27 protein-coding genes are annotated in these 25,039 nt (G+C 70.7%); 15 read left to right on the top strand and 12 right to left on the bottom strand.

Annotated elements, in window-relative coordinates:
• Positions 1 to 28: 28 nt before the first annotated feature.
• Together ASE12_RS07895 and ASE12_RS07890 are read right to left on the bottom strand one after the other, a co-directional pair.
• The gene (locus tag ASE12_RS07895) at positions 29 to 1,123 is read right to left on the bottom strand and encodes a glutamate--cysteine ligase (RefSeq protein ID WP_056399067.1); all 1,095 of its coding nucleotides are present in this window, start codon (positions 1,121 to 1,123) and stop codon (positions 29 to 31) included.
• Between the two features lie 2 nt (positions 1,124 to 1,125).
• The gene (locus tag ASE12_RS07890) at positions 1,126 to 1,677 is read right to left on the bottom strand and encodes a hemerythrin domain-containing protein (RefSeq protein WP_056399064.1); all 552 of its coding nucleotides are present in this window, start codon (positions 1,675 to 1,677) and stop codon (positions 1,126 to 1,128) included.
• A gap of 152 nt (positions 1,678 to 1,829) precedes the next feature.
• Here ASE12_RS07890 and ASE12_RS07885 point away from each other — a divergent pair, with 152 nt between their 5' ends.
• Genes ASE12_RS07885 through ASE12_RS07870 form a run of 4 tightly spaced genes read left to right on the top strand, consistent with a single transcriptional unit; the run spans position 1,830 to position 6,017 of the window.
• Positions 1,830 to 2,303: an SRPBCC domain-containing protein gene (locus tag ASE12_RS07885; protein WP_056399061.1), complete on the top strand. Its 474-nt coding sequence runs from the start codon at positions 1,830 to 1,832 to the stop codon at positions 2,301 to 2,303.
• Positions 2,303 to 3,484 carry a zinc-dependent alcohol dehydrogenase gene (locus ASE12_RS07880; RefSeq protein ID WP_056399057.1) on the top strand — a complete coding sequence of 394 codons (1,182 nt, stop codon included), beginning with the start codon at positions 2,303 to 2,305 and terminating at the stop codon, positions 3,482 to 3,484. The genes ASE12_RS07885 and ASE12_RS07880 overlap by 1 nt, the downstream gene beginning before the upstream one ends.
• Positions 3,481 to 4,422, top strand: a complete 942-nt coding sequence (locus tag ASE12_RS07875; RefSeq protein WP_082582153.1) for an SDR family oxidoreductase — start codon at positions 3,481 to 3,483, stop codon at positions 4,420 to 4,422. The genes ASE12_RS07880 and ASE12_RS07875 overlap by 4 nt, the downstream gene beginning before the upstream one ends.
• Complete coding sequence (locus tag ASE12_RS07870; RefSeq protein WP_056399056.1) at positions 4,419 to 6,017, top strand: NAD(P)/FAD-dependent oxidoreductase; 1,599 nt, start codon at positions 4,419 to 4,421, stop codon at positions 6,015 to 6,017. The genes ASE12_RS07875 and ASE12_RS07870 overlap by 4 nt, the downstream gene beginning before the upstream one ends.
• On the opposite strand, the gene ASE12_RS07865 is transcribed toward ASE12_RS07870, so the two are convergent.
• Both ASE12_RS07865 and ASE12_RS07860 read right to left on the bottom strand, forming a co-directional pair.
• Positions 6,007 to 6,588 carry a cysteine hydrolase family protein gene (locus ASE12_RS07865; protein WP_056399053.1) on the bottom strand — a complete coding sequence of 194 codons (582 nt, stop codon included), beginning with the start codon at positions 6,586 to 6,588 and terminating at the stop codon, positions 6,007 to 6,009. The two genes, ASE12_RS07870 and ASE12_RS07865, sit on opposite strands and share 11 nt — an antisense overlap.
• Positions 6,589 to 6,649: 61 nt before the next feature.
• A complete protein-coding gene (locus ASE12_RS07860; RefSeq protein ID WP_056399050.1) occupies positions 6,650 to 7,480 on the bottom strand; it encodes a hypothetical protein in 831 nt (276 codons plus the stop codon).
• A gap of 70 nt (positions 7,481 to 7,550) precedes the next feature.
• Here ASE12_RS07860 and ASE12_RS07855 point away from each other — a divergent pair, with 70 nt between their 5' ends.
• Complete coding sequence (locus tag ASE12_RS07855) at positions 7,551 to 9,029, top strand: FAD-dependent oxidoreductase (protein ID WP_056399046.1); 1,479 nt, start codon at positions 7,551 to 7,553, stop codon at positions 9,027 to 9,029.
• Here the strand turns inward: ASE12_RS07855 and ASE12_RS07850 are convergent.
• The 3 genes from ASE12_RS07850 to ASE12_RS20015 are packed head-to-tail and all read right to left on the bottom strand — an operon-like array spanning position 9,026 to position 10,309.
• Positions 9,026 to 9,235 (bottom strand): CDGSH iron-sulfur domain-containing protein, encoded by a 210-nt coding sequence (locus tag ASE12_RS07850; protein WP_056404640.1) that lies wholly within the window; start codon positions 9,233 to 9,235, stop codon positions 9,026 to 9,028. The genes ASE12_RS07855 and ASE12_RS07850 overlap by 4 nt on opposite strands.
• The gene (locus ASE12_RS07845) at positions 9,232 to 10,176 is read right to left on the bottom strand and encodes an iron-containing redox enzyme family protein (RefSeq protein ID WP_056399043.1); all 945 of its coding nucleotides are present in this window, start codon (positions 10,174 to 10,176) and stop codon (positions 9,232 to 9,234) included. Before ASE12_RS07845 ends, ASE12_RS07850 begins: the two co-directional genes overlap by 4 nt.
• Positions 10,163 to 10,309, bottom strand: a complete 147-nt coding sequence (locus ASE12_RS20015) for a hypothetical protein (protein ID WP_157412852.1) — start codon at positions 10,307 to 10,309, stop codon at positions 10,163 to 10,165. Before ASE12_RS20015 ends, ASE12_RS07845 begins: the two co-directional genes overlap by 14 nt.
• A gap of 110 nt (positions 10,310 to 10,419) precedes the next feature.
• Between ASE12_RS20015 and ASE12_RS07840 the strand changes: the two genes are divergently transcribed.
• The 4 genes from ASE12_RS07840 to ASE12_RS07825 are packed head-to-tail and all read left to right on the top strand — an operon-like array spanning position 10,420 to position 12,788.
• Positions 10,420 to 10,860 carry a hypothetical protein gene (locus tag ASE12_RS07840; protein ID WP_157412851.1) on the top strand — a complete coding sequence of 147 codons (441 nt, stop codon included), beginning with the start codon at positions 10,420 to 10,422 and terminating at the stop codon, positions 10,858 to 10,860.
• Positions 10,857 to 12,086, top strand: a complete 1,230-nt coding sequence (locus ASE12_RS07835) for an NRAMP family divalent metal transporter (protein ID WP_056399037.1) — start codon at positions 10,857 to 10,859, stop codon at positions 12,084 to 12,086. The genes ASE12_RS07840 and ASE12_RS07835 overlap by 4 nt, the downstream gene beginning before the upstream one ends.
• Positions 12,086 to 12,478, top strand: coding sequence for a PRC-barrel domain-containing protein (locus ASE12_RS07830; RefSeq protein ID WP_056399036.1), 393 nt, complete (start codon positions 12,086 to 12,088; stop codon positions 12,476 to 12,478). Before ASE12_RS07835 ends, ASE12_RS07830 begins: the two co-directional genes overlap by 1 nt.
• Positions 12,465 to 12,788, top strand: a complete 324-nt coding sequence (locus ASE12_RS07825; RefSeq protein ID WP_056399034.1) for a hypothetical protein — start codon at positions 12,465 to 12,467, stop codon at positions 12,786 to 12,788. Before ASE12_RS07830 ends, ASE12_RS07825 begins: the two co-directional genes overlap by 14 nt.
• 149 nt (positions 12,789 to 12,937) lie before the next feature.
• Here ASE12_RS07825 and nhaA read toward each other — a convergent pair whose 3' ends face one another.
• On the bottom strand, positions 12,938 to 14,203 hold the full coding sequence (nhaA, locus tag ASE12_RS07820; RefSeq protein WP_235508867.1) for a Na+/H+ antiporter NhaA: 1,266 nt from the start codon (positions 14,201 to 14,203) through the stop codon (positions 12,938 to 12,940).
• Positions 14,204 to 14,297: 94 nt separating this feature from the next.
• On the opposite strand from nhaA, the gene ASE12_RS07815 reads away from it, so the two are divergent.
• Together ASE12_RS07815 and ASE12_RS07810 are read left to right on the top strand one after the other, a co-directional pair.
• A complete protein-coding gene (locus tag ASE12_RS07815) occupies positions 14,298 to 15,797 on the top strand; it encodes a gamma-glutamyltransferase (protein WP_056399029.1) in 1,500 nt (499 codons plus the stop codon).
• A 7-nt stretch (positions 15,798 to 15,804) separates the two neighbouring features.
• Complete coding sequence (locus ASE12_RS07810; RefSeq protein ID WP_056399026.1) at positions 15,805 to 16,818, top strand: glycerophosphodiester phosphodiesterase; 1,014 nt, start codon at positions 15,805 to 15,807, stop codon at positions 16,816 to 16,818.
• Here the strand turns inward: ASE12_RS07810 and ASE12_RS07805 are convergent.
• From ASE12_RS07805 to ASE12_RS07795, 3 genes are read right to left on the bottom strand one after another with little or no spacing between them, the layout of a single operon-like run.
• A complete protein-coding gene (locus tag ASE12_RS07805; protein ID WP_082582152.1) occupies positions 16,769 to 17,032 on the bottom strand; it encodes a PspC domain-containing protein in 264 nt (87 codons plus the stop codon). The two genes, ASE12_RS07810 and ASE12_RS07805, sit on opposite strands and share 50 nt — an antisense overlap.
• Positions 17,007 to 17,309, bottom strand: a complete 303-nt coding sequence (locus tag ASE12_RS07800; RefSeq protein ID WP_056399025.1) for a hypothetical protein — start codon at positions 17,307 to 17,309, stop codon at positions 17,007 to 17,009. Before ASE12_RS07800 ends, ASE12_RS07805 begins: the two co-directional genes overlap by 26 nt.
• Positions 17,306 to 18,478: a PspC domain-containing protein gene (locus ASE12_RS07795; protein WP_056399024.1), complete on the bottom strand. Its 1,173-nt coding sequence runs from the start codon at positions 18,476 to 18,478 to the stop codon at positions 17,306 to 17,308. The genes ASE12_RS07800 and ASE12_RS07795 overlap by 4 nt, the downstream gene beginning before the upstream one ends.
• Positions 18,479 to 18,608: 130 nt before the next feature.
• Here ASE12_RS07795 and ASE12_RS07790 point away from each other — a divergent pair, with 130 nt between their 5' ends.
• A complete protein-coding gene (locus ASE12_RS07790; RefSeq protein WP_056399023.1) occupies positions 18,609 to 19,874 on the top strand; it encodes a PspC domain-containing protein in 1,266 nt (421 codons plus the stop codon).
• The gene (locus ASE12_RS07785; RefSeq protein ID WP_056209151.1) at positions 19,871 to 20,512 is read left to right on the top strand and encodes a response regulator transcription factor; all 642 of its coding nucleotides are present in this window, start codon (positions 19,871 to 19,873) and stop codon (positions 20,510 to 20,512) included. The genes ASE12_RS07790 and ASE12_RS07785 overlap by 4 nt, the downstream gene beginning before the upstream one ends.
• Positions 20,513 to 20,530: 18 nt before the next feature.
• Here the strand turns inward: ASE12_RS07785 and ASE12_RS07780 are convergent, their stop codons facing one another.
• The gene (locus tag ASE12_RS07780; RefSeq protein ID WP_056399022.1) at positions 20,531 to 20,959 is read right to left on the bottom strand and encodes a DUF2000 domain-containing protein; all 429 of its coding nucleotides are present in this window, start codon (positions 20,957 to 20,959) and stop codon (positions 20,531 to 20,533) included.
• Between the two features lie 49 nt (positions 20,960 to 21,008).
• Here ASE12_RS07780 and ASE12_RS07775 point away from each other — a divergent pair, with 49 nt between their 5' ends.
• Both ASE12_RS07775 and ASE12_RS07770 read left to right on the top strand, forming a co-directional pair.
• Positions 21,009 to 21,806 carry an AraC family transcriptional regulator gene (locus ASE12_RS07775; protein WP_056399019.1) on the top strand — a complete coding sequence of 266 codons (798 nt, stop codon included), beginning with the start codon at positions 21,009 to 21,011 and terminating at the stop codon, positions 21,804 to 21,806.
• Between the two features lie 104 nt (positions 21,807 to 21,910).
• A complete protein-coding gene (locus ASE12_RS07770; protein WP_162255472.1) occupies positions 21,911 to 25,018 on the top strand; it encodes a BTAD domain-containing putative transcriptional regulator in 3,108 nt (1,035 codons plus the stop codon).
• Positions 25,019 to 25,039: the final 21 nt, after the last annotated feature.

The raw sequence follows: 25,039 nt of genomic DNA, 5'->3' as shown, positions 1-25,039 counted from the left end.
CGTTGTCGCGCCCGAAGCCGACTGACGGTCAGCCGTCGAACGACGCCCGGGTCCGGCGGATGACGTCGTCGACGACACCGGTGAGGTCGGTCGAGCGGGCCGCGACCGCGCGTTGACGCTCCGAGCCGGTGCCGTCGGCCAGCAGCCGCCGTACGCCTTCAGCGACCAGGTCCACGCTGCCATGCTCCTCGAGCACCGGACGCAGGCTCTCGACGAGCACGCCCAGCGCCTTCTCCGCTGGGACGACGGCTCGCGTGACCGGATCCATCAGCGACTCGGTGAGCCCGTTGCGCCGGGCGCGCCACCGGGCACCCCTCAGCAGGTCCACGCGCCAGGGCGGAGCGACGTCTCCCGCCGCGCGGGCCCGCGCCACGGTCTCGACGAGGGCGCGCGCCACCTCCGCGATCAGGACCGTGTCGTCGAGGTCGGTGCACGCGTCGGCGACCCGGATCTCGATCGTCGGGAAGTTGCGGGACAGCCGGGCGTCGAAGTACAGCATTCCCTCGTCGAGCGCCGCGCCTGATGCGATCAGCTCGCGAGCGACCTGTTGGTAGCCGTCGGCGTCACCGAACGGCTCGACCGGCCCGGCGCTCGGCCATCCGTCGTAGAGCTGACGGCGCCAGCTCGCGTACCCGGTGTCCTCGCCGCGGTAGAACGGCGAGTTGGACGACATCGCCGCCAGCAGCGAGAGCCACGGCTGGATGTCGTCGATGATCCCGACCGCCTCGGCCTCGTCGACCGACACGTGCACGTGGGTGCCGCACACCAGCCCGGCCTGGCCGAGCACCTTCCCGTACGTCTCGAGCATCGTGACGTAGCGGTGCTTGGGCGTGGTGCGGCCGTCCTCGTGGGGCAGGACCGGGGTGGCGACCGCGGCCAGCTCAGCGCCCACGGACTCGGCCGACTCCGCCGCCAGCCGCCGCTCCTCCACGAGGTCGAACCGCAGCGCAGCCAGGTCGGTGTGCGGGCGGGTACGGATCTCGAGCTGCTGGAGGAACAGCTCCTGGTCGAGGTCGTCCTCGGCCGCCCGGGTGGCGTGGACCGCTGCGTCGGAGACGGGCGCGAGCCGCCTGGTGCGGGGATCGATCAGGAACATCTCCTCCTCGACGCCCACCTCACGCACGGTCAGGAACCTTCGGCGTCGTCCAGGAGTCCTTCGGCGCGCGCCTCCTGCACGATGCGCCTGACGTTGTCGATGGCGCCGCAGTCGTCGTCGATCTGCCGGTTGCGCTCGGCGGCGAACTTCTCGCCGAGGTCGAGACGGGTCGGCTCGCCGACCTCCTCGCGCGCCGGGTTGAGGATCGTCAGCTCCTCCTCGGTGAGGTGGTGGTTGACGAGCTCGGCGAGCTTCTCCAGCGCGTCGTCGAACTTCTGCGTGTCGGTGCCCGCGCACTCCAGCAGGGCGAGCAGCGCCTCGTTGCCCTCCGCATGCTCCTCCTTGCCGTGGTCCACCTCCTCGGCGTCGGCCGAGGTCTTGCGCCGCAGCACGGGGTAGACGTACTTCTCCTCCGCCTCGGCATGCGCCACGTGCAGCGCTGAGAACGCAGCACGTACGCGCTCCCGGTCGCTCTCGGAGTTGCGGAGGTCGCGGAGCAGGGACTCGAATCGCCGGTGGTCCTCGATGATCAGGTCGATCACGTCGCCCGATTCTGGCCGGCCCAGGTCAATCATCGTCATGGGAGGCACCTACCCCGGCAGCCCCACGGTCAATCCCGTGTACGCCGACGGGCGCCACGTGCGCGTGGTGTGTGATGCACCGGAGGCCCGTTTGCCCGTCCGGGCCGGGGGTAGGACAGCCAGATGAACGTCACACCCCAGAAGACGACGCCGTGAGCGTCAACCGCCGCGTCATCGCCGCGACCCCCGACGACGTATGGACCGTCCTGGCCGACGGCTGGCTCTACCCGCTGTGGGTCGTGGGCGCCTCCCGCATGCGTGACGTGGACCGCGACTGGCCCGAGGTCGGCAGCCGGATCCACCACTCCGTGGGCGTCTGGCCGTTGCTGATCGACGACCACACCGAGGTGCTGGAAGCCGTGCCCGGCCGATCGATCACGCTCAAGGCGCGGGCCTGGCCGGTCGGCGAGGGTCGCGTCGAGATCCGGCTCAGCGACGTCGGAGCGCAGACCGAGGTCGTCATCACCGAGGAGGCCACCGCCGGCCCCGGCGTCCTCGTACCGGAGCCGTTCAAGGGACTCAGCCTCAAGTGGCGCAACACCGAGACCCTGCGCCGGCTCGCGTTCCTGGTCGAGGGCCGGCACGAGGCCGTCGACCGCGCCCAACGATCCACGAAGGAGAACTGATGCGTGCACTCACCTGGCAGGGCAAGCGTTCCGTCTCGGTCGAGACGGTCCCGGACCCGGTCATCCAGCAGCCCAACGACGCGATCATCAAGGTCACCTCGACCGCGATCTGCGGGTCCGACCTGCACCTCTACGAGGTGCTCGGGCCGTTCCTGCACCCCGGCGACGTGCTGGGCCACGAGACGATGGGCGTCGTCCAGGAGGTGGGCCCGGAGGCCGGCGACCTCAAGGTCGGCGACCGCGTCGTGATCCCCTTCAACATCTCGTGCGGACACTGCTGGATGTGCTCGCGGGGCCTGTTCGCGCAGTGCGAGACGACGCAGAACGAGAAGACCGGCAAGGGTGCCTCGCTGTTCGGCTACACCGAGCTCTACGGCTCGGTGCCCGGCGGCCAGGCGGAGTACCTGCGGGTCCCGGAGGCGCAGTTCGGACCCATCAAGGTGCCCGAGGGCGTGCCCGACGAGCGCTACCTCTACCTGTCCGACATCCTGCCGACGGCGTGGCAGGCGTTCGAGTTCGCCGACGTGCCGGAAGGTGGCACGGTCGCGGTGTTCGGGCTCGGGCCGGTCGGTCAGCTGACGGCCCGCATCGCGCTCAACGCCGGCCGGCGGGTCATCGGCGTCGACCGCATCGCCGAGCGCCTCGACCTCGCGCGCTCGTACGGCGTGGAGGTCATCGACCTGGACTCCGTCGACGAGATCACCGAGGCGATCTTCGACTTGACCGACGGCCGCGGCGCGGACGGCACGATCGATGCGGTCGGCATGGAGGCGCACGGCTCGCCGATCGCCAAGACCGCGATCACCGCCGTAGGCATGCTGCCCGACGCGCTGGCCAAGCCGCTCACCGACAAGTTCGCGATCGACCGCCTCGCCGCGCTGATCGCGTGCATCAAGTCCGTACGACGTGGTGGAACGGTCTCGGTCAGCGGTGTCTACGGTGGCGAGGTCGACCCGATGCCGGTGATGGAGATGTTCGACCGCGGTATCACGATGCGGCTCGGGCAGTGCCACGTCAAGCGCTGGACCGACGACATCATCAAGGTGCTCCAGCACGACGGCGACCTCCTGGGCGTCGAGTCGCTCGCGACGCACCACGTCCCGCTCGAGGAGGCACCGGCCGCTTACGAGATGTTCCAGAAGAAGCAGGACGGCTGCGTCAAGGTGGTGCTCAAGCCGTGACCGAGGGCGCCCGCGTCGTCGTCGTCACGGGTGCGTCGAGCGGCATCGGCCGGGCCGTCGCACTGCAGTCCGCAGCGGCCGGCGACCACGTCGTGCTGGTGGCCAGGGGTGAGCCGCCGCTGCAGCAGGTCGCGCAGGAGTGCGACACCTCGGGTGCCACCTCCACGCTCGTGCTGACGACCGATGTGGGCGACGACGCGCAGGTCGAGAAGATGGTCACTGCGGTGACCTCGCAGCACGGTCGGATCGACGCCGTCGTGCACTGCGCGGGCGTCGTCGCGTACGGCCGTACCGAGGAGGTGCCGGCCGAGGTCTTCGAAGGCGTGCTCCGCACCAACCTCACGGGCTCGGTCAACGTCGCGCGCCACGCCATCCCGGTGCTGCGACAGCAGGGCGCCGGCTCGCTCGTGCTGTTCGGCTCGGTCATCGGGCACATCAGCGTGCCGGGCATGAGCGCGTACGTGCTGAGCAAGTGGGGCGTACGCGCGCTCGCCCGGCAGCTGCAGCTGGAGAACCGTGACCTCGACGACGTGACGATCGCCTACATCGCGCCCGGCGGGGTCGACACCCCGATCTATGAGCAGGCCGCCAACTACGACGGCTTCGCCGGCCGCCCGCCGCCGCCCGTCCTGTCACCGGAGCGGGTCGCCCGGATCACCCTGCGCCGGCTCGACCGGCACCGTGCCCGGACGCAGATCGGCATCGCCAACGACGTCATGCGGTTCGGGTTCAACGCCCTGCCGTGGGCGTTCGACTTCCTCGTCGGGCCGCTGTTCCGGACCATGGCGAGCGATCGCACGACCCGCGTCGAGCCGACCGAGGGCAACGTGCTGGAGTCCCACTTCACCGGCAACCAGATGCACGGTGCCCAGGGCAGCGCGCTGCTCGGCATCGGCCGCAACGTGCTCGCCAAGGTCACCGGCAAGGACTCGGCGTGACCCGTACGTACGACGCCGTCGTCGTCGGTGCCGGGCCCAACGGGCTCGTCGCGGCCAACCACCTCGCGGACGCCGGCTGGTCGGTCCTGGTGCTCGAGGCACAGCCGGAGGTCGGGGGAGCGGTGCGCAGCGCGGAGGACGTGCACCCGGGCTTCGTGCACGACACGTTCAGCGCGTTCTACCCTTTGGCGGAGGCGTCGCCGACCATCAGGTCGTTCCACCTCGAGGAGCACGGCCTCGTCTGGCAGCACGCGCCCGCGGTGCTGGGCCATCCGACCAAGGACGGCCAGTGGGCCATGCTGCACCGCGACCGCGACATCACGGCGACGCTGATGGACGAGCAGCACCCGGGCGACGGCGAGGCGTGGCTCGAGCTGTGCGGCCAGTGGGATCGCATCGGCGACCAGATGGTCAAGTCCCTCCTGTCGCCGTTCCCTCCGGTCAAGAACGGGCTCGGTGCACTGGCGCGGCTTCGCAGCGCCGGGGGACTCGACTTCGTACGCATGATGCTGACGCCTGCGGCCGAGCTGGGCCTTGCGCGCTTCGGCGGCTCGTCGCCCCGGTTGCTGATCGCGGGCAACGCCGGCCACGCCGACATCCCGCTGCACGCGCCGGGATCGGGGCTGATGGGCGTGCTGCTGGTGATGCTCGGCCAGACCGTCGGCTTCCCCGTGCCTCAGGGCGGCGCAGGCGAGCTGACCAAGGCGCTGGCCCGTCGCTTCGAGTCGCTCGGCGGCGAGATCCACTGCTCGTCGGAGGTGTCGCGGATCAAGGTCGAGGACCGTCGCGCGACCGGCGTGCGTACGACCGACGGTGAGCACTTCGGCGTACGCCGGGCCGTGCTCGCCGACGTCGCCGCTCCGCACCTGTACGGCGGCCTGGTGCAGCCCGATGCCCTCCCGGCACGCACCAGGCGAGGCATGAAGGCGTTCGAGCTCGATCCCGGCACGGTCAAGGTCGACTGGGCGCTCGACGGCGTCGTGCCGTGGGCCAAGCCGCCGCCGCACGATCCCGGCACGTTCCACGTCGCGGACTCGGTGGAGCAGATGACCGAGGCCCTTGGCCAGGTCTCGGCGCGCGCCATCCCGGCGGCGCCGTTCATGCTCGCCGGGCAGATGTCGACGACGGACCCGACCCGTTCACCCGCCGGCACCGAGGCCCTGTGGGCCTACACGCACGTGCCGCAGGACGCGATCCGCGACGCCGGCGAGGAGGGCATCCGCGGGGTCTGGGACCGGGACGACTGCGAACGCTTCGCCGATCGCATGCAGGCCCGCATCGAGGAGGTCGCTCCCGGGTTCGGATCGAGGATCCTCGCGCGCCGCGTGCTGGGTCCGCGCGAGATGGAGCAGCGCGACCTCAACCTCATCGGGGGCGCGATCAACGGCGGCACGGCCCAGCTCCACCAGGAACTGATCTTCCGCCCGGTGCCCGGCATGGGCCGCGCCGAGACCCCGGTCCGCGGGCTCTACCTCGCCTCGGCATCGGCCCACCCCGGCGGGGGTGTGCACGGCGCGTGCGGCATGAACGCTGCGCGGGCGGCGATCGCGCACACGCGCGTACGCGAGCTGCTGCCCGCCTCGCTCAGGCGCTGAGCCGCCGGCCGTCCGGCGCCTCGAAGGCGAGCTGGTCGAGTCGTACGGTCGGCTGCCGGTACTGCTGCTCGAGCTGTTCCTGCGTCCGGCGGTTGAGCGCGGGATCGACCGATGCGACCGCCTCGTCGACGATCACGACGCGGAGGTCCCGGGCGTACGCGTCGGCGGCCGTCGTCGCGATGCACGACTCGGTCGAGACCCCGGCGAGCGCGATCGTCTCGATGCCTTGCGCAGCGAGCAGGTCCTCGAGCTCGGTGCGGAAGAACGCGCTGTCGCGGGTCTTGACCACCGTGGTGGTGCCGTCCGTGCGAAGGCCCGCGACCGGCTCGGCGCCGGCGGTGCCCTCGATGACCATCCCGCTGTCGTCGTCCCGCATGTTGAGGGCCCAGGTCGACCGGTCCGGCCTGTGCTCGGTGCGGACCTCGATCACGGGTGCTCCGGCGGCAAGGGCCCGCTCGGCCAGCGTGTTGCACGCGGCGACCAGGTCGTCGCGGCAGCGCTCGAGCTCGTTGTCGTTGAAGTAGTCGACCTGCATGTCGACGACGATCAACGCCTGTGCGGAGTGGCCCATGGTGCTCCTTCCGTGCGTCCGGCCTGGAGGCGGTCTACCCGCAACCCCCGCCGGTCAACCCTCAGCGGAGGCGGTCCAGGTCGGCCTCCGCGTCCTCCAGCTCGCGCTGCGACTCGCGCTCGGCCTCCTCGGCACGATCAGCCGCCTTGTCCGCCTTGTCGAGCGCCTGCTCGGTCTCGGCCATCTCCCGTTCGAGTGCCTTGGCCTTCTTGCGGAGCTCGAGGAGCTCCTCCTGCAGGGCGTCGCGGTCCTCGACCAGTGACTCCAGCTCGTCCGCGGCCGCCTTGGCCTTGCGGCGTGCCTTGTCGACCTTGGCCTCGGCCACCTCGAGGCGCTTGCGCTCCAGCTGGGTGGGTCCCTGCTTGACCTTCTTCGTACGAGGTCGGGCGCCTTCCGGCGGGATCGCGACGACGTCGGTCAGGTCGACGGGCTCGAAGGGGTTCGCCGCGAACGTCGCCACGAGCAGTCCGTCCTGCACGGCGTCGGCGGCGTCGGCGTCGGTCATCGCGGCGCGGAGCGTCTCCTCGACCCCCGCTGCCGCCTGCGCGCTCAGCGTGCCGCCCGAAGCCTTGACGAGCTCGGCCGCCTCGTGGAGTGCCTGCCTCGTGAGGTCGCGGCGGGCGCGGTCCAGCAGCCGCGTACGGGATCCGTCCGAGTCGGACTGCGCGTCGCGCAGCTGCTCGCCGAGCTCGACGACCTCCTCGACGAGGTCGGCCTGCTCGCGGGCCAGCGCGTTGACCGCCCACGCCGCGGCGCTGGGCTTGCGCAGCGCCTTGACCTGTCGGGCCAGCTCCTTGTCGCCGGCGCCGTCGGCGGCGTCCTTGCGGGCCGCGATGAACTCCGACAGCGGCCGGGCGTAGAGCTCCTGGGCGATGGATCGCAGGTCGGCCATGGCTCCAGCGTATGACCGGTGGGCCGTGGCCGCGGGTTTGTCGCGTTCGGCCCGCGGGTACGTCGGCGCCATGACCTCACTGTGGCTCGATCGTCCCGACCTGCCCGCGAGCGACCCGCTCCCCGTCGGCGAGCGCCTCGACGACCTGGTGATCGGCGCCGGCCTGACCGGACTGACGACGGCGCTGCTTCTGGCCCGCGCGGGTCGCCGGGTGGCGGTCGTCGAGGCCAGGAGCGTCGGCGCCGTGACGACCGGCAACACGACCGCGAAGCTCTCGCTGCTGCAGGGCACCAAGCTGTCGTCGATCCTGCGCAAGCAGTCCCATGCGGTGGCCCAGGCGTATGTCGACGCCAACCTCGAGGGTCAGCAGTGGCTCGTCAGGTTCTGCGCCGACCACGGCGTGCCGATCCAGACCCGCGACGCGATCACGTACGCCGCCGAGATCCACCAGGTCGACGCGGCCCGCAACGAGCACGACGCGGCTCGTTCGCTCGGCCTCGACGTGCAGTGGCAGGACCGGCTCGACCTGCCGTTCCCCAACCATGGCGGGACGGTGCTGGGGGAGCAGTACCAGTTCGACCCCCTCGACGTCCTCACCGCGCTCGCGAGCCAGGTCCGCGAGCACGGCGGCACGATCCACGAGGGGCACCGAGTGGTGAACGCGTCCAAGACCGGCCGGCCGACGGTGCACCTCGACGACGGCACCGAGCTGACCGCCGACGAGGTGATCCTCGCGACCGGCACGCCGATCCTCGACCGCGGCCTCTACTTCGCGAAGCTCGAGCCCCTGCGCTCGTACGCCCTGGCGTTCGACTTCGCGACGACACCGATGCCGATGAGCCTTTCGGCGGGTCAGCCGTCACGCTCGGTCCGCGACATCCCGCGGGAGAACGGCACCACCAAGCTCATGATCGGCGGCAGCGGGCACACCGTCGGCCGCACCGGCTCCGAGGCAAGCCACGTCGACGAGCTGCGGCAGTGGACCGCGACATACTTCCCCGGCGACGTCGAGACCCACGTGTGGTCGGCGCAGGACTACCAGTCGCACGACGGCGTCCCGTACGTCGGGACGTTGCCGCGCGGTGGCGGCCGGTTCCACGTCGCGACCGGCTTCGACAAGTGGGGGATGACGAACGCCGTCGCCGCGGCCCGCAACCTCACGTCGACGCTGCTGGGCGAGCCGGTGTCGTGGTCGAAGCCGATGTCGCGGCGCATCACCCGGCCGCAGGGCGCGGCCAAGATCGCCGAGCTCAACCTCTCGGTGGGCGCCTACCTGGCCAAGGGTCTCGTGACCGCCGAGCTCAAGGCGGCGCCCGACAGCCCTCCGGAAGGCGCCGGCGAGGTGGGCCGCGACGGTGTCCTGCCGACGGGTGTCTCGACCGTCGACGGCCGGACCTGCGCGGTCAGGGCCATCTGCACGCACCTTGGCGGAGTCCTGAAGTGGAACGACCAGGAGAAGAGCTGGGACTGCCCGCTCCACGGCTCGAGGTTCACCCCCGACGGCGAGGTGCTGGAGGGCCCGGCGACCCGGCCGCTGCGGAAGCCCTAGGGGCGGTCGCGGGCGGCGAGCACCTTGTGCGTGCCGTCGCACCACGGCTGGTCCGCCGACTTGCCGCACCGGCACACGGCGCTCACCGGCCGCTTGGTCTCGTGAGCGACACCGTCGGCGTCCTCGACGACGTGATCGCCGCGCAGCAGGAGCGGCCCGCCGGGGCAGATGATCACGTCGGGGTGCTCGAAGCCGTGCTCACTCATGCCGCGTCCCACTCGTCGAGCATCCTCGCTGCGTAGCGATCCTCGAGGTCCAGGCAGGTGTACGCACCGAACACGACGTCGTCGACGAGCTGCGGCTCCTCGGCGACGAGGGCGCCGCAGATCGTACGGACGGCGAGCTGCTCGTGCACCGCATCGGCCTCGACGTGCTCCTCGTAGTACGCGATCATCTCCTGCGGCAGCTCGAGCCGTGCCAGCCCTTGGGCCATGCGCCGCGACGGCAGCGAGCTGGTGGCCTCGAACGCAGCGAGGTGTCCGAGCGACGCCGCACGGAGCCGGCGATGCAGGCCGAACAGTGACATCGCGTTGTTGAGCTCGAGGATCTCGACCGGTACGTCGTCGATGTAGGCGAACGGGTCCGCGCGCAGACCGGACGCCTCGAGCCCCAGCGCGAACAGGTGTGCGTGCAACCGGTTGGGGTCGCCGCCGCCGAACTCGTCGTACTGCAGCTCCATCAGCGCCGCCTTGGGCGCTGTCGGGAGCCGGGGGACGCTCCAGGCGACCGGATCGGACTCCTTGAGGTGATAGATCGAGCGGTGCCTCAGCAGCTCGAGGACCTGCTCGCGGTCGGCCTTGCGCTGGACGTACGCGGCGAGGGACGGCCCGTCGTGGTCGGCGATGTAGGCGAACAACCCCTCCGCGAACGGCTCGTCGAGGGTGGTCTCGGTGTGGCGGGCCCGCAGCCCGGCCTCGAAGTCCTGCTCGAGGCTGCGTCGCAGCCGCAGGACGTCCGGGTTCCACTCCAGCTCGTCGTCGACGTCCTCGAACCCGGCGTAGTGGAGCTCGTACATCGTCCAGAGCGCGATCTGGGCGTCGTCGTTGTCGGTCGGCTCGGGGCGCAGGCTCCCGACCTCGCCGGTGTCGGAGCGGAGGGCGTCGAACAGCGCTTCGCTCAGCTCACCGCGGGCCTTAGGGAGCAGCATCGTGATCCTTGTCGTCGTCGTCGAGGTCCTGCCACTCGCCGCGGCAGTCGACGAACCCACGAGGCGGGCGCGAGTGCTCCGGAGGACCGGGCCGTGGATGGCCGGCGATCGGGGCGAGGACCTGTGGGTTCATGTCGCGGCCCACATACCCCTGACGGACTGTGACAAACGCGGGTTTGGTCACGCTGACCAGTGGGTATGTGGATCGGTGGTGCGAATCCGCGCAGGGCCGAGAGGATCACGATGCACGTGCGAACGGTGGTGGCTGTTGCCGTGGCCTTCGCGCTGGCGGTCCTCTCCGGCTGTTCCGGGAGCCCGCAGGACATGTCGATGGGCGTCCGCGAGGCGCAGTCCGCCGTCGGCAGCGCGACGCTGGCCCTCACGTCGTCGCAGGACGATGACACGACCGGCAGCTTCGCCGAGACGATGGTCGACGAGGCCGGTACCCGCATGACGGCGGCGTCCAAGCAGGCATCGGCGTTCAAGCCCACGGACCGGCACACGGCTGGGCAGCTCGAGGCCGTCACGAAGGCCCTGGGTGACGCGGACACCGCGGTTCGGCACGCGAGCCAGGCGCTGTCGGGCTATCCAGGAGCGCCCAGTGTCCGGTCCGCGCTCGATGAGCTGAAGCAGAGCTCCAGCGACCTCGAGCAGCTCGCGAAGAAGCTCGAGGCGCCGCGATGAAGAAGTACTTCGCCGTCGCGCTCGGCATCCTCACGGCGATCGGCGGCTTCGTCGACATCGGGGACCTGGTGACCAACGCGGTCGTGGGTTCGCGCTTCGGCATGTCGCTCGCCTGGGCCGTCGTCGTCGGCGTCGTCGGCATCTGCTTGTTCGCCCAGATGTCGGGCCGCGTCGCCGCCATCAGCGGGCGCGCGACGTTCGAGATCATCCGGGAGCGGCTCGGTCCTCGCGCCGGCACGGCCAACCTGGTGGCTTCCCTGCTGATCACGATCATGACGCTGACCGCCGAGGTCGGCGGTGTCGCCCTCGCACTCCAGCTGGCCAGCGGCGTCCAGCCGTTGCTGTGGATCCCGGTGGCGGCCTTCGCGGTGTGGCTCGTGATCTGGCGGGTCAAGTTCTCGATCATGGAGAACGTCGCCGGGGTGCTCGGGCTCTCCCTCGTGGTGTTCGGCGTGGCGTTGTTCCTGCTCGGCCCCGACTGGGGCGAGCTCAAGGACCAGGCGCTGCAGCAGACGTCGCACCCGCGCGAGACCCCGCTGACGTACTGGTACTACGCGATCGCCCTGTTCGGCGCCGCCATGACGCCGTACGAGGTGTTCTTCTTCTCCTCCGGTGGAGTCGAGGAGCGGTGGACCGAGAAGGACCTGGTGACGTCACGGGCCAACGTCCTGGTGGGCTTCCCCTTGGGCGGTGTGCTGTCGCTGTTCATCGCGGGCTGCGCCGCAACGGTGCTGCTGCCCCGCGGCATCGACGTCGATGCGCTGTCGCAGACGGTCCTGCCGGTGGCGATGGGCGCGGGGCAGCTCGGGCTGGCGGTCGTGATCCTGGGAGTCGTCGCCGCGACGTTCGGCGCAGCGCTGGAGACCGGCCTCTCGGCAGGCTATGCGCTGGCCCAGTTCAACGGCTGGTCGTGGGGCAAGTTCCGGCGGCCGGCCCAGGCGGCCCGCTTCCACCTGACGATCATCATCTGCCTGATCGTCGCGGTGCTGGTCCTTCTCACCGGGATCGACCCGATCCTCGTGACGGAGTACTCGGTCGTGTTCTCAGCCGTCGCGCTGCCACTGACGTACCTGCCGATCCTGGTCGTCGCGAACGATCCGCAGTACGTCGGTGAGCACACCAACGGCCGGTTGCTCAACGCGGTGTCGTCGGTCTACCTCGTGATCATCATGGTGGCCGCGATCGCGGCGATCCCGCTGATGATCCTGACGAAAGCAGGTGCCTGATGGCCGATCTGCCCAAGCACGAGTCACCCGGCCGGGTCCTGGACCTCAACCTGCACGTCCTCGACCGCCAGGTGCTCGACAACGACGACGTGCCGATCGGCCACGTCGACAACGTCGAGGTCGACGGCATCGAGCCCGGCCGCGAGCTCGACCCCGACTCGCCTCCTGTGGTGACAAACCTGGTGCTCAACTCGGGCCTCTGGCCTCGCATGTTCGGCGGTCGGCCGCCGAGGTCCCGCATGCACCTCGTCCCGTGGTCGGCGGTCAGTGCGATCGGCACGGCCATCGGGCTCGGGCAACCGGGCTCGGCGTTCGACGTGACGTGGTCGGAGCACTGGCTGCGCGACCAGGTCATCGCTCGCATCCCCGGAGGCCGGCATGTTCCTGAGTGACGTGCTCCGCCGCCCCGTGGTCGGGCCCGACGGACCACTGGGCTTCGTGGTGGACTGCCGGCTCGCGGTCGACGGCTCACCCGGCCAGCTCTTGGCGGACGCGCAGCTCGTCGGGCTCATCGTGGCCCCCAAGCAGCGGCAGGGCTTCCTCGGCTACGAACGTACGTCCGTCAGCTCTCCGGCACCCCTCGCGCAGTGGTACGAGCGGCGGCAGCGGGGGTCGTTCCTGGTGCTCTGGAAGGACATCGCATCGATCGACGACGTGGTGCGCGTACGACCCGGCTACACCCGCTGGTCGTCGGCTCTCTGAGCCTCGCGGGCAAACTTCCTGCAATCGCAGCGGTGCACATGTTCACAGGCTTACCCACAGAATGTGCATATAGTTCTTTAGGACTAGACAGGTAGTCACTTGTGACCTGGGTCACAGGGTGAGACGGCGGTCCGCATCGTGACGCGCCCTCACTGGAAGACGTCGGGGATCCCGTCGCCGTCGTCGTCCGCGGCCTCCCGGAGGGCGATGTCGCGGTAGCGCCGGTTGCGGACGCGGAGGATCACCGCGGCGCCGAGGGCGGACACCAGTGACCCGACCAGCACGCCGGTCTTGACGTGCTCGTCCGTCGCGCTGCCCACGCCGTACGCCAGCTCGCCGATCAGCAGGGACACCGTGAAGCCCACGCCGGCGAGCATCGCGAGACCGAGGACGTCGAGCCACTCGAGGTCGTCGTCGAGCTCGGCGCGGGTGAACGTGGCGACCAGCCACGTGGCGCCGAAGACGCCGATCGTCTTGCCCGCGAACAACCCCGCGATGATCCCGAGCGTGATGGGCTCGCTCAGCGCGTCCGTGAACCCGGCCCAGCCGTCGATCGCCACGCCGGCGCTGAAGAAGGCGAACACCGGCACCGCGACCGCCGAGGACAGGGGTCGGAACCGGTGCTCGAAGTGCTCGGCGAGGCCGGTGCCGCCGCTCCCGTCGCGGCGGGTGACCGGCACGGCGAAGCCGAGCAGGACGCCGGCGACCGTGGCGTGGACGCCGGAGGCGTGGACGAGGCCCCAGACCAGCGCCGCGAGTGGCAGCAGCAGCCACCACGACCGTACGCGGCGCTGCACCAGGACCGTGAAGACCGCGAGCGGGATCAGTGCGAGCAGCAGGTACTCGACGTGCAGGGTCTTGGTGTAGACCACGGCGATGATGATGATCGCGAGCAGGTCGTCGACGACGGCGAGCGTCAGCAGGAACGTCCGCAGCCCGGACGGGAGGTGGCTGCCGATCACCGCCAGGACGGCGAGGGCGAACGCGATGTCGGTCGCGGTCGGGATGGCCCAGCCGTCGAGGGAGCCGCCGAGGTTGACCAGCACGAAGAGCAGGGCCGGCACTGCCATGCCGCCGACTGCGGCCACGACCGGGAGCACGGCGCGGCTGGGTTCACGCAGGTCCCCGGCGACGAACTCGCGCTTGAGCTCGAGCCCCGCGACGAAGAAGAAGATCGCCAGCAGCCCGTCCGATGCCCACTGGCCGAACGTGAGGTGCAGATGGAGCGAGTCGGGGCCGAAGGCGGTGTCCCGCAGCGAGGCGTAGTCGTCACCGACGTTGGCGGCGACGATGGCCGCGAGGGTGGCGACGAGCAGCAGGGCGCCACCGAGCGTCTCCTGACGGAGGATGTCGGCGATGCGTGAGGCCTCAGGCCACGACCCGCGGCTGAAGATCCGGGTGGACGGCTTCGGCACTGGCACTCCTGGGGTCGGCGACAACATGCCGACCAGACTTCCCGGCTCACCTGGGATGAACCCTACCGGGCGCGAGTGCGAGTAGCCTGCGGGAATGCCGGACGTCGCGATCGCCGCGCCCAACGAGGCCGCCGCCGATGCCGGCGAGCAGATCGCCCGCAGTGGCGGCAACGCGGTCGACGCGGCACTGGCCGCGGTGCTCGTGACGATGGTCAACGAGATCGGCATCGTGTCGCTGAGCTCCGGCGGGTTCATCACGGTCCAGCCGCAGGACGGCAGCGCCCCACAGACCGTCGACGGCTGGATGGAGATGCCGGGACGCGGCCGAGAGCTGGGCGGCGGCACGTGGGACATCCACACGGACTACGGCGACGGGGTCACCGCGACGATCGGCCCCGGCTCGGTGGCTGCGCACGGCTCGGTCGCGGCTCTCGGCGCGGCGCACGCGCGGTGGGGCCGGCTGCCGTGGCGCGAGATCGTGGCCCCGTCGATCGACGTGGCCCGCGGCGGCTTCCGGCTCGGCTCGGCGTCGCGCTACTACCTCGAGCACGTGCACGACCTGATCTTCGGCTGGGACGACGAGAGCGACGCCGCGGTGCACGACGAGGACGGCCTGGTCACGACCGAGCTGATCGTGCTGCCCGACCTTGTCGGCTCGCTGGAGCAGATCGCGGGCGAGGGGCCGAGCGCGCTCCACACCGGTGACCTCGCGAAGCTCATCAGCGCCGACGTCGTCGAGCGCGGCGGCATCCTCGGGCCGGACGACCTCGCGGCGTACCGACCGGTCGTGCGTCCCTCGCTGCTCAGCACGGTGGGTGACTGGACGTTCGGCACGAACCCGCCACCGTCGGTCGGCGGCGTGTGCGTGGCGGCGATGCTGCGGATGCTCGACGGGCGCCCGTACGGCGAGTGGGACGGCGACGACGTCGAGCACCTGATCCGCGTGCAGCGCGCGGTTCTCGGCCACCGGCTCCGGGTGCTGGACCACACGGACGACCTGGAGCGGGACGCTGCGGAGTTCCTCGCCCTCGTCGACCACGACCACCTCGCCGTGCTGGAGTCCGGCTCGACCGCCCATGTGTCGGCGACCGACAGCGAGGGCGGCGCGTGCTCGGTGACGGTGTCGTCGGGCTACAGCTCGGGGATGATCGCCAAGGGCACCGGGATCTGGCTCAACAACTGCCTCGGCGAGCCGGAGCTCAATGCCCGTGGCCTGCACGGCCTGCCGCCCGGCACTCGGCTGCTGTCCAACATGGCGCCGACGGTCGGCCACCACGTCGACGGCTCGGCGATCGCCATCGGCTCGCCCGGCGCCGACCGCATCACGACCGCGATCGTGCAGGCGCTCGCCGGGTTCGTCAACGGCCGTCTCGGCCTCCAGCAGGCGATCAACCACCCGAGGGTCCACGTCCATCGGGCCGGCCGCCCGGACGAGGTCGTCAAGACCGAGACCGACCTGACGATGTACTACGGCGGCGTCGCCGCGACGCTCCGCCGGCACGACGGACACCTCATGGCGGCGGCGGATCCCCGCCGTGATGGTGCTGTACGTCTCGTGCGCGCCGACCCGCAGCGCGGGCCACATGCGGTTTGATTGACGTGTGTCCCCGGCACCCATCGTCATCGCCCACCGCGGAGTTCCCGGCGAGCGACTCGAGCACACGCGGCCGTCCTACCTGCTCGCGATCGCGCAGGGTGCCGACTACATCGAGCCCGATGTCGTCAGCACCAAGGACGGTGTGCTGGTGGTGCGGCACGAGAACGAGATCGGCGGCACGACGGATGTGGCCGAGCGGGCCGAGTTCGCGGATCGCAAGGTCTCCAAGTTCGTCGACGGGATCCCGCACACGGGATGGTTCACCGAGGACTTCACGCTCGAGGAGATCAAGACGCTGCGGGTCCGTGAGCGGCTCCCGGCGCTGCGCCCGCAGAACATCCCGCTGGAGGACGTCGAGAAGATCCTGACGTTCGACGAGGTGCTCAACATCGCCGAGGACGCCAGCGAGGGCCGCGAGGAGCCGATCGGGGTCTACGTCGAGACCAAGCACCCGACCTACTTCGCCGGGATCGGCCACGACCTCAACGACCTGCTGATCGCCAACCTCGAGCGTCGCCGGGTCAACCACGACGGTGCCAAGGTCATCATCCAGTCGATGGAGACCGGCAACCTCCGGAGCCTGCGCGACCGGACGCCGCTTCCGCTGATCCAGCTGATGGACCGGCAGGGCGCGCCGTACGACCTGGTCGAGGCGCGCGACCCCAGGACGTACGCGGACCTCGTGGCGCCGCATGAGCTGGCGGCCATCGCCTCGTACGCCGACGGCATCGGGCCCAACAAGAGCCAGGTCATCGCCCGCGACAAGAAGTACCGGTTGGCCGGTGAGACCGGCCTCGTCGGCCATGCTCATGCCGCCGGGCTGCTGGTCCACATCTGGACGATGCGCAACGAGAACAACTTCCTCCCGACCAACCTGCGGACCAGCAACGACAAGGCCGCCCACGGCGATGCCGTGGGCGAGTACCTTGCGTTCTTCGACGCCGGGGTGGACGGCGTCTTCTCCGACTTCACGCAGACGGCGGTGCAGGCACGCTCTCTGTGGCAGGAACGTCAGTAGCCTGCGCCCACACGGTCTGTGAGGCAGCCGGCTGCTCGGCGGGCACCAGGATCCACGCCACGATGTAGGCGACGATCACCGAGCCGAAGCCCAGGATCGAGAACACCGCGACGAGGATGCGGATCAGGCCGGCGTCCATGCCGGTGTAGTCGGCGAGGCCTCCGCAGACACCTCCGAACCACTTGTCGTCACGGCTTCGGGTGAGCTTCTTCATCTTCAGGTCCTTCCGGGGTGATGTCGATGGTTGATTCGGTGGTGGTCTCGGTGGTGGCTTCAGGAGCCGGTACGGCTGCCGTGCGGTTGGCCGGCCTGGTCTGCCACACGGTTGCGGCGACGCCGAGCAGTCCGAGCGCGATCAGCACGCCCGAGGCCGTGAGGCCGAACTGGCGCGGCGACATGAGGTCTTGCTTCCACACGGCCCAGTTGCCGACGGCGGAAAGGAAGAACAGCCCGAAGACCAGGCCTTCCCAGCGGAATGAGTGTCTGGTCATCTGCGGATCACCTCGATGTCTCCGATGCGTTGGTGGATGTCGATCGTCAGGGCTGCGCCCGTTTCAGCGGCGGGATAGGTGAGGTCGGTGTCGGTGCCGTCCGTCTCGCGGTCGAACACGCGGATCTCGCCGGCGTCGATGTCCGACGTGACGCGCACGTTGAGCCCGGTGGGCACGATGACCTTGGTCTCGCCGATGCCGGTCTTGATCTTGACCGTGCGGCCCAGCATCGCCTGCGGGTTGCTGAGGCCGGTGAGATCGAGCTCGATCCGGCCGATGCCGTGCAGGTAGTGCGACTCGACCTGCGTGGCGTTCGCCGGCCTCGGGGTCTGCGTGCCGATCTCGCCGCGCGGTATCAGCGAGCCGATCGCGAGGGTGATCGCGAGGAGGACTCCGAGGCCGATCAGCGGGCCCCCGTTGCCGATCAACGTGCTGACCAGCAGGCCGATCGCCACGACGCCCAGCGCCACCGCGACGTATGCCGTCCAGTGGGGCCCGTCGTTGTACGCGTCGTAGATGCCCGTCGCCGCGACGCCGATGGCGGCGACCGAGAGGGTCAGCCAGGTGAGGGTCCACGACCGGTCGCGACCCGCCTTGTCCCGCTTGCCGCGGGCCACGAGGCCGGCTTTGGCGGCGGCGAACTCCGGTCCGCGAGCCGACTCGTCGGCCGGGTCGACGCCCGGTGGTGCGAACTGTGCGGCGAGGTCGGTCTCGGCCTGGCGCCGACGCCGGGGACGTACGACGAAGAGGTAGTAGACGAACGCGACCGGCACCAGGATCCAGGGCGCTCCGCCCCAGAACCAGCCGCCGTCCCCGACGATCGCGACCGCGGCCAGCACGACGGCGCCGACGAGACCCGCGACGCGTACCTGCTCCTCGTTCTTGTCGAGGCGGAACCAGTCGGCGGCGACGCTCTTGTCGTCCCCCTCGGCCGGCAGCAGGAACCATGCGGCGGCGTAGACGATGACACCGGCGAACCCGGCGATCGTGAGCACCGCGATGACGACCCGCACGATGACGGGGTCGATGTTGAGGTACTTCGCCGCGCCGGCGCACACGCCGCCGAGGACGCGGTCGTCCTTGGACCGCTTCATGTCGGTGATCGAGCGGATCCGGTGCGGATCGAAGTCGCCGTCCGGCGGCATGGTGCGTGTGTCTTCTGCGTTCATGCCTCCATCGTGTCCGAGGACGGCCCTGCAGCACATCGGGTACGACCCTGAATCGCACCCGGGACCGCTCAGGGTGCGGGAGGGACGTTCCTGATGGCGCGCGCACACGCGTACGTGTGACGATCATGGGGTGACCGAATACCGCCGTGCCTACCGACCAGCCGATCGCCGGCTCGTCGGCGGTGTGGCGACGGGTGTCGCCGAGCACTTCGGCATCCCGGTCCTCTACGTCCGGCTGGCGTTCATCGTCGCCACGTGGTTCCACGGCATGGGCGTCATCGCCTATCTGCTGCTGTGGCGGTTCCTGCCGCTGCGCCAGCCCGAGCTCTCGCCCGGCCTCGAGTCGGCGACCCGGCGCGGTCTGCGCACCAGCGGCCGTCCCAGCGCGTTCGAGGTGTTCCAGACCGTGGCCCTCGGCGCCGTGGGCGTCGGCGTCATGTTCATGATCCAGGCGAGCGGCCGGGGCATCGCCGGCAGCCTGTTCGCGCCGCTCCTGATCGGCGTCGTCGGCCTCGCCGTGATCTGGCGGCAGTTCGACGACGCCGCGTGGGGGCGCTGGATGCGTCAGACGCGTGGCCTGGGATTCGCGCTGCGCGTGGCCGCCGGCGCCGTGCTGGTCGTCTCCGCAGGCATCTACTTCCTCAGCCAGGAGCGGGGCTGGGGCGCGATCGTCGACCTGGCCTCCGCCGTGGCGGTCGCCGCGCTCGGCCTCCTGCTGATCCTCGGGCCGTGGATCACCAAGCTCCTCGGTGACCTGTCGGAGGAGCGCCGCGAGCGCGTACGTTCGCAGGAACGCGCCGACGTGGCCGCCCACCTGCACGACTCCGTCCTGCAGACGCTCGCCCTGCTCCAGAAGAACGCCGGCGACTCCGCTGTCGTCGCGACCCTGGCCCGCCGCCAGGAGCGCGAGCTGCGGGCCTGGCTCTACGGCAACGACGAGAAGCCCGGCGACTCCCTCGTGGCCGCGCTGCGGGCGTCGGCCGCGGATGTCGAGGACGCGCACCGTGTGCCGGTGGAGGTCATCGCCGTGGGCGATGCGGCGCTCGACCCCGACGTGGCGGCGCTCGCCAAGGCCGCCCGCGAAGCCATGATCAACGCCGCCAAGCACGCCCAGGTCGACCGCATCGACGTCTACGCCGAGACTGACGGACGTACGGTCGAGGTCTTCGTACGCGACCGCGGCGTGGGTTTCGACACCGAGACGATCGCCGAGGACCGCATGGGTGTGCGAGGCTCGATCATCGGCCGGGTCGAACGACACGGTGGGACCGCCACGATCCGCAGCCAGCCGGGCGAGGGCACGGAGGTCGCACTGAGCGTGCCCGTCCGCACGGGCGAACAGACCCCGTCAGATGCCACCACCGAACGCGTACCCACAGAAGAAGTGAGCCCATGACCACACTGCGTGTCGCCATCGTCGACGACCATGCGATGTTCCGCACCGGCGTACGGGCCGAGATCGACGGTCCCGTCGACATCGTCGCGGAGGCCGAGGACGTCGACAGCGCCGTCAAGGTCATCGCCGAGACCACGCCCGACGTCGTGCTGCTCGACGTCCACATGCCCGGCGGCGGTGGCCTCGAGGTCATCCGCCGGCTGCACCTGCGGCACCCCGACACCAAGTTCCTCGCGCTGTCGGTCAGCGACGCCGCCGAGGACGTCATCGGCATCATCCGCGCAGGCGCCCGCGGCTACGTCACCAAGAACATCTCCGGCCCCGAGCTGCTGGACGCGATCAACCGGGTGGCGCAGGGCGACGCCGTGTTCTCCCCGCGGCTCGCCGGGTTCGTGCTCGACGCGTTCGCCGGCACGATCGAGGTCGCGCAGGTCGACGAGGAGATCGACCGGTTGACCGAGCGGGAGCGCGAGGTCATGCGGCTCATCGCCCGCGGCTACGCGTACAAGGAGGTCGCCAAGGAGCTGTTCATCTCGATCAAGACGGTCGAGACGCACGTCTCCAGCGTGCTCCGCAAGCTGCAGCTCTCCAGCCGCCACGAGCTGACCCGCTGGGCCAACGACCGGCGCCTGATCTGACCCCGGGTCGACTGGGTGTCAGGGGTGGAGCTTGACGCCCTTGAACGTCTTGTCGACGCCGTTCCTGGGTCCGTGCACCGCGATGCCGACGAGGTCGAGGTCGTCACGGCCGACCGCACGTACGGCCGCCCGGTTGTCGCGGTCGTTGCCGGTGGCGAACATGTCGCGGGTGTAGACCGCCGTTGCCAGGTCCCGCGTGACCGCCTTGGCGTGCGCCGCCTTGAGCTGGGCCGAGTCGCCGGCGAACACCACGATGGGCTGCCGGATCATCGGCAGGTACTCCGTGCCGTCGGCGTCCTCGTACGGGTCGCCGATGAGGTCCTTGTCGGTCGCGATGCCGCTGATGAGGAACGCCGTGACGTTGAGCGCCTGCCACGGGGCGAGGTCCTCGTGCAGGAGCACGGCGACCTTCGTGTCGAAGCGGATCGGTTCGAGGGTGTCGTCCATGCCTCCAGAGTCGCCCGAAGGGCTGGTGCGGGTCTTGTACATTCCTGACATGACCGCCGGAGAGCACGTCCGCGCCTGGCGGCCGGCTGTCCCGGGAGTCGGCGAGGTGCTGCACGCGCACTTCACCGAGCACGCCTATCCGGCGCACACGCACGCGTTCTGGACCGTCCTGCTGATCGACACGGGCGGCGTCTCGTACGAGCTGGAGCGCACGCCGCACGACGCTCCTCCGCGGTCGCTGACCCTGTTGCCGCCGCACGTGCCCCACGACGGAAAGGCCGCGGTGCCGGGCGGTTTCGACAAGCGGGTCGTCTATCTCGACGAGCGGTGGCTGACGCTCGACCTCACTGGCGCCGCCGTGCGCCGGCCGACGTTGCTCGACGAGGAGCTCGTCTCCGCGGTCGGTCACCTCCACCGGGCGCTGGCGTCGCCGGGCGACGAGCTCGAGGCCGAGTCGCAGCTCGCCGTCATCAGCGAGCGGATGACCCTGCACCTCGACAGCTCGGCCGAGCCGCGACACCGCACCGCCGAGCCGCGCCTTGCCCGCAAGCTCCGCGAGGTGCTCGACCGCGACCTCACGGACGTACCGACGCTGGAGTCCCTCGCCGCCGAGCTCGACGCCCACCCGACGCAGCTGATCCGGGCGTTCGGGCGCGAGTACGGCCTGCCGCCGCACCGCTACGTCACGGGCCGCCGCGTCGATCGGGCTCGCGCGCTGCTCCTCGACGGGGTGCCGCCCGCCGAGGTCGCGGCGGTCGTCGGCTTCTACGACCAGGCGCACCTGACCCGCCACTTCCGCACCACGCTCGGCGTGACCCCCGCCGCGTACGCCCGCACCGCCGCCTGATCCGCCAACTTTTGAAGCGTTGGGCAGGTTCACAGCCCGCTTTCCGTGCGCAACGCTTCAAAGTTGGGGTCGGGCATACGTGACAGTGCGGCAGAATGGCGGATGTGCAGGTTGACGTCCTCGGACCGTTGCGAGTGCGCGCCGATGATCAGGACCTCGATCTCGGCGGGCCGCGCAACCGCGCCCTCGTGGCGCGCCTTGCTCTCGACGCGGGTCGCCCGGTCGCCGCAACGACGCTGATCGACGACCTCTGGGGCCTCGACGTGCCGGCCGACGCGACCAACGCGCTGCAGTCGATCGTGTCCCGCACGCGCCGGCGACTCCCCGACGGCGCACTCGACTCGACCCCGGCCGGGTACGTCCTGCAGTGCGTGTCGGTCGACGCCCTCGAGTTCGAGCGGCTCGTCGCCGGCGGCCGCGTGGACGAGGCGTTGCGGTTGTGGCGGGGCGAGGCGCTGGCGGACGTCGCCGAGTTCCCGTTCGCGCCCTCGGCGGCACACCGGCTCGGCGAGCTGCGGCTCACGGCGGTGGAGTCGAGCCTGCGGGACCGCGTACGTTCGACGGACGACCTCGCCGTGATCGCGGAGCTGGCCGAGCTGACCACGGCGCATCCCTACCGCGACTCGTTCTGGGTGCTCTACCTGACGGCGCTGGCCGCGCACGGACGAGCCAACGAGGCGCTCACGGCGTACGACCGCCTGCGCGGGATGCTGGCCGAGGAGCTCGGCGCCGACCCCTCGCCGGAGCTCCAGGAGCTGCACCTGTCGATCCTGCGCGGCGAGCACGGTGCCCGCCGCAACCACCCGGCGCTCCCGTCGGCGCTGACCTCGTTCGTCGGCCGTGAAGGTGCGATCGCCGACCTGCAGGCGGCGCTCGTCGACCACCGGCTCGTGACGATCCTCGGGCCCGGCGGTGCCGGCAAGACCCGGCTCGCCGTCGAGACGGCCCGTGCGGCGCTCGACCGCTTCGAGGACGTCTGGCTCACCGAGCTCGCGCCCGTGACCGGGAGCGACGGCATCCTGCAGGCGATCCTGTCGGCGATGGGACTGCTCGAGGTGTCGGTCCTCGACCGGCCGTCCACCGCGCCGCGACCCGACGATCGTACGCGCCTCATCGATGCGGTCCACGACGTCGAGGGCCTGCTGCTGCTCGACAACTGCGAGCACCTGGTCGGCGCGGTCGCCGAGATCGCCGAGGACGTCCTGGCGCACGCCCCCAAGCTGCGAATCCTGGCGACGAGCCGCGAGCCCCTGCGCATCATCGGGGAGTTCGCCTACCAGCTGAGCCCGCTGACGATGCCGCACCCGGGCAGCACGATCGACGAGGCGATGGAGCACAGCGCGATCCAGCTGTTCGTGCTCCGGGCGCAGGCCGTCGACCAGTCGTTCGCGCTCACCGACGAGACGATGCCCGCCGTGCTGGAGATCTGCGCGCGCCTCGACGGCCAGCCGCTGGCGATCGAGCTCGCCGCGGCGCGACTCCGTACGCTCACGGCTCCGCAGGTCGCGGCCCGGCTGTCCGACCGCTTCCGCCTGCTGACCGGCGGGAGCCGCACCGCACTGCCGCGTCACCGCACCCTGCGCGCGGTCGTCGAGTGGAGCTGGGACCTGCTCGAGGACGCCGAGCGTGACCTCGCCGAGCGGCTGGCGGTCTTCCCGGGTGGGGTGACCACCGAGAGCGCCGCTGCCGTCTCCGTGGCCGGGGACCGCACGGAGGAGCTGCTCGAGTCGCTGGCCGACAAGTCCCTGCTGGTGCCCGTACGTGGGGAGACGCCGCGCTTCAGGATGCTCGAGACGCTTCGGGAGTACGGCGTCGAGCGGCTGGTCGAGCGCGGCACCGCCGAGGCGGTCCGGGAGGCGCACCTGCGCTACTTCCTCGACATCGCCGAGCAGCAGGGCACCCGTCTCCGCGGCGGTGACCAGGTGGCTGCCGTACGCATGATGGACCTCGAGCGCGCCAACATCATGGCTGCCCTGCGGTTCGCGGTCGACCGCCAGGACCGTCCGGACGCGGCACGGCTGGTCTCGGCGCTGGCCTGGTACTGGTCGATCCGCAGCCAGCACGTCGAGGCGTGCTCGTGGGCCGACACCGTGCTGGCCCTGCCGGGTGAGGCAGATCCGGCCAGCGAGATCTGCATCCAGGCGCTGTCCCTGACCGGCATCCTCGTGCTGGCGGGCCACGAGAACCCCGACCACGTGCCCGAGTGGCAGGAGCCGGTCGACCGCATCCTGGCGATCTGGGACGCCCACCACCCCGAGCACCAGGTGGTCGACATCGTGCTGGCCACGATGGCGTTCTTCGGCGTCACCGGTGACCGTGAGCTGCCGAGGGCCAACGACCGTTGGACCCGCGCGACGATCAACCTCATGCAGATCGTGATGCTCGACAACGAGGGCCGTGTGGGCGAGATCGTGGAGCTCCTCGAGCCGACGATCAACGACTTCCGGGAGCTCGGCGACCGCTGGGGACTCGCCATGGCGTTGTCACAGCAGGGCATGGTCCACTCACTGGACGGCAGGTTCGCCGAGGCGCTGGCCTCGTGGGAGGAGGCGACCCCGCTGCTGCACGAGCTCGGCGCGGGCGAGGACGCCGACTTCTCGACGATGCAGATCACCGGTCTGCGCGTCGCGCTCGCCAGCGAGAGCGAGATGGACGAGCTCCGCGGCAACCTCGAGAACGCGCTGATCAAGGCGGGTCGTGACGGCAACCGTCGCCTCGAGCTCACCACGCGGATCAGCCTCGCCCATCTGGAGCACTGCGCGGGGCACGACGAGATCGCGAGCGGTCACCTCGAGTTCGTCCTGCAGAACCTCGATGCCGTCTCGACGTTCGGCGGCGGGCAGATGGAGGCGGTCATCCGGGCCGGCCTCGTGGTGACCCGCGCCTCGTCGGGCGATCTCGAGGGAGCCCGCGCCGAGCTGGTCACGGCCTCGCGGATCGGCCGCCGTACGAGGGACATGCCGGTCATCGCGCAGGTCGCCTCGTCCGCCGCGATCCTGGCTCACCTGGACGGCGACGACGAGAGGGCGGCGACCGTGCTGGGCGCGTCGGAGGCGATCCGCGGCCGTGCCGACCTCCTGCACGTGGACCTGCGTGACCTGCGGACCAGCCTGCGCACGTCGTTGGGCGACGAGCGCTACGAGCAGCTGCACGCCGAAGGCCGGTCACTCGTACGCGACGACGCCATCGACCTCGCCCTCCCCGCCACGTGACGCAGCGGTGACCTGGTCGCC

Origin of the sequence: Aeromicrobium sp. Root236 (assembly GCF_001428805.1) — a bacterium.
Classification (GTDB): Bacteria; Actinomycetota; Actinomycetes; order Propionibacteriales; family Nocardioidaceae; genus Aeromicrobium.
Note: the sequence above shows the minus strand (reverse complement) of the source record. Positions and strands in the feature narration are given on the sequence as shown.

Coding starts and splice junctions, on each gene's coding strand:
- ASE12_RS07890 (WP_056399064.1), bottom strand. CDS start 1,677: ATGACGATGATTGACCTGGGCCGGCCAGAATCGGGCGACGTGATCGAC.
- ASE12_RS07880 (WP_056399057.1), top strand. CDS start 2,303: ATGCGTGCACTCACCTGGCAGGGCAAGCGTTCCGTCTCGGTCGAGACG.
- ASE12_RS07865 (WP_056399053.1), bottom strand. CDS start 6,588: ATGGGCCACTCCGCACAGGCGTTGATCGTCGTCGACATGCAGGTCGAC.
- ASE12_RS07860 (WP_056399050.1), bottom strand. CDS start 7,480: ATGGCCGACCTGCGATCCATCGCCCAGGAGCTCTACGCCCGGCCGCTG.
- ASE12_RS07855 (WP_056399046.1), top strand. CDS start 7,551: ATGACCTCACTGTGGCTCGATCGTCCCGACCTGCCCGCGAGCGACCCG.
- ASE12_RS07850 (WP_056404640.1), bottom strand. CDS start 9,235: ATGAGTGAGCACGGCTTCGAGCACCCCGACGTGATCATCTGCCCCGGC.
- ASE12_RS07845 (WP_056399043.1), bottom strand. CDS start 10,176: ATGCTGCTCCCTAAGGCCCGCGGTGAGCTGAGCGAAGCGCTGTTCGAC.
- ASE12_RS20015 (WP_157412852.1), bottom strand. CDS start 10,309: ATGAACCCACAGGTCCTCGCCCCGATCGCCGGCCATCCACGGCCCGGT.
- ASE12_RS07840 (WP_157412851.1), top strand. CDS start 10,420: ATGCACGTGCGAACGGTGGTGGCTGTTGCCGTGGCCTTCGCGCTGGCG.
- ASE12_RS07835 (WP_056399037.1), top strand. CDS start 10,857: ATGAAGAAGTACTTCGCCGTCGCGCTCGGCATCCTCACGGCGATCGGC.
- ASE12_RS07830 (WP_056399036.1), top strand. CDS start 12,086: ATGGCCGATCTGCCCAAGCACGAGTCACCCGGCCGGGTCCTGGACCTC.
- ASE12_RS07825 (WP_056399034.1), top strand. CDS start 12,465: ATGTTCCTGAGTGACGTGCTCCGCCGCCCCGTGGTCGGGCCCGACGGA.
- ASE12_RS07815 (WP_056399029.1), top strand. CDS start 14,298: ATGCCGGACGTCGCGATCGCCGCGCCCAACGAGGCCGCCGCCGATGCC.
- ASE12_RS07805 (WP_082582152.1), bottom strand. CDS start 17,032: ATGAAGAAGCTCACCCGAAGCCGTGACGACAAGTGGTTCGGAGGTGTC.
- ASE12_RS07800 (WP_056399025.1), bottom strand. CDS start 17,309: ATGACCAGACACTCATTCCGCTGGGAAGGCCTGGTCTTCGGGCTGTTC.
- ASE12_RS07795 (WP_056399024.1), bottom strand. CDS start 18,478: ATGAACGCAGAAGACACACGCACCATGCCGCCGGACGGCGACTTCGAT.
- ASE12_RS07785 (WP_056209151.1), top strand. CDS start 19,871: ATGACCACACTGCGTGTCGCCATCGTCGACGACCATGCGATGTTCCGC.
- ASE12_RS07780 (WP_056399022.1), bottom strand. CDS start 20,959: ATGGACGACACCCTCGAACCGATCCGCTTCGACACGAAGGTCGCCGTG.
- ASE12_RS07775 (WP_056399019.1), top strand. CDS start 21,009: ATGACCGCCGGAGAGCACGTCCGCGCCTGGCGGCCGGCTGTCCCGGGA.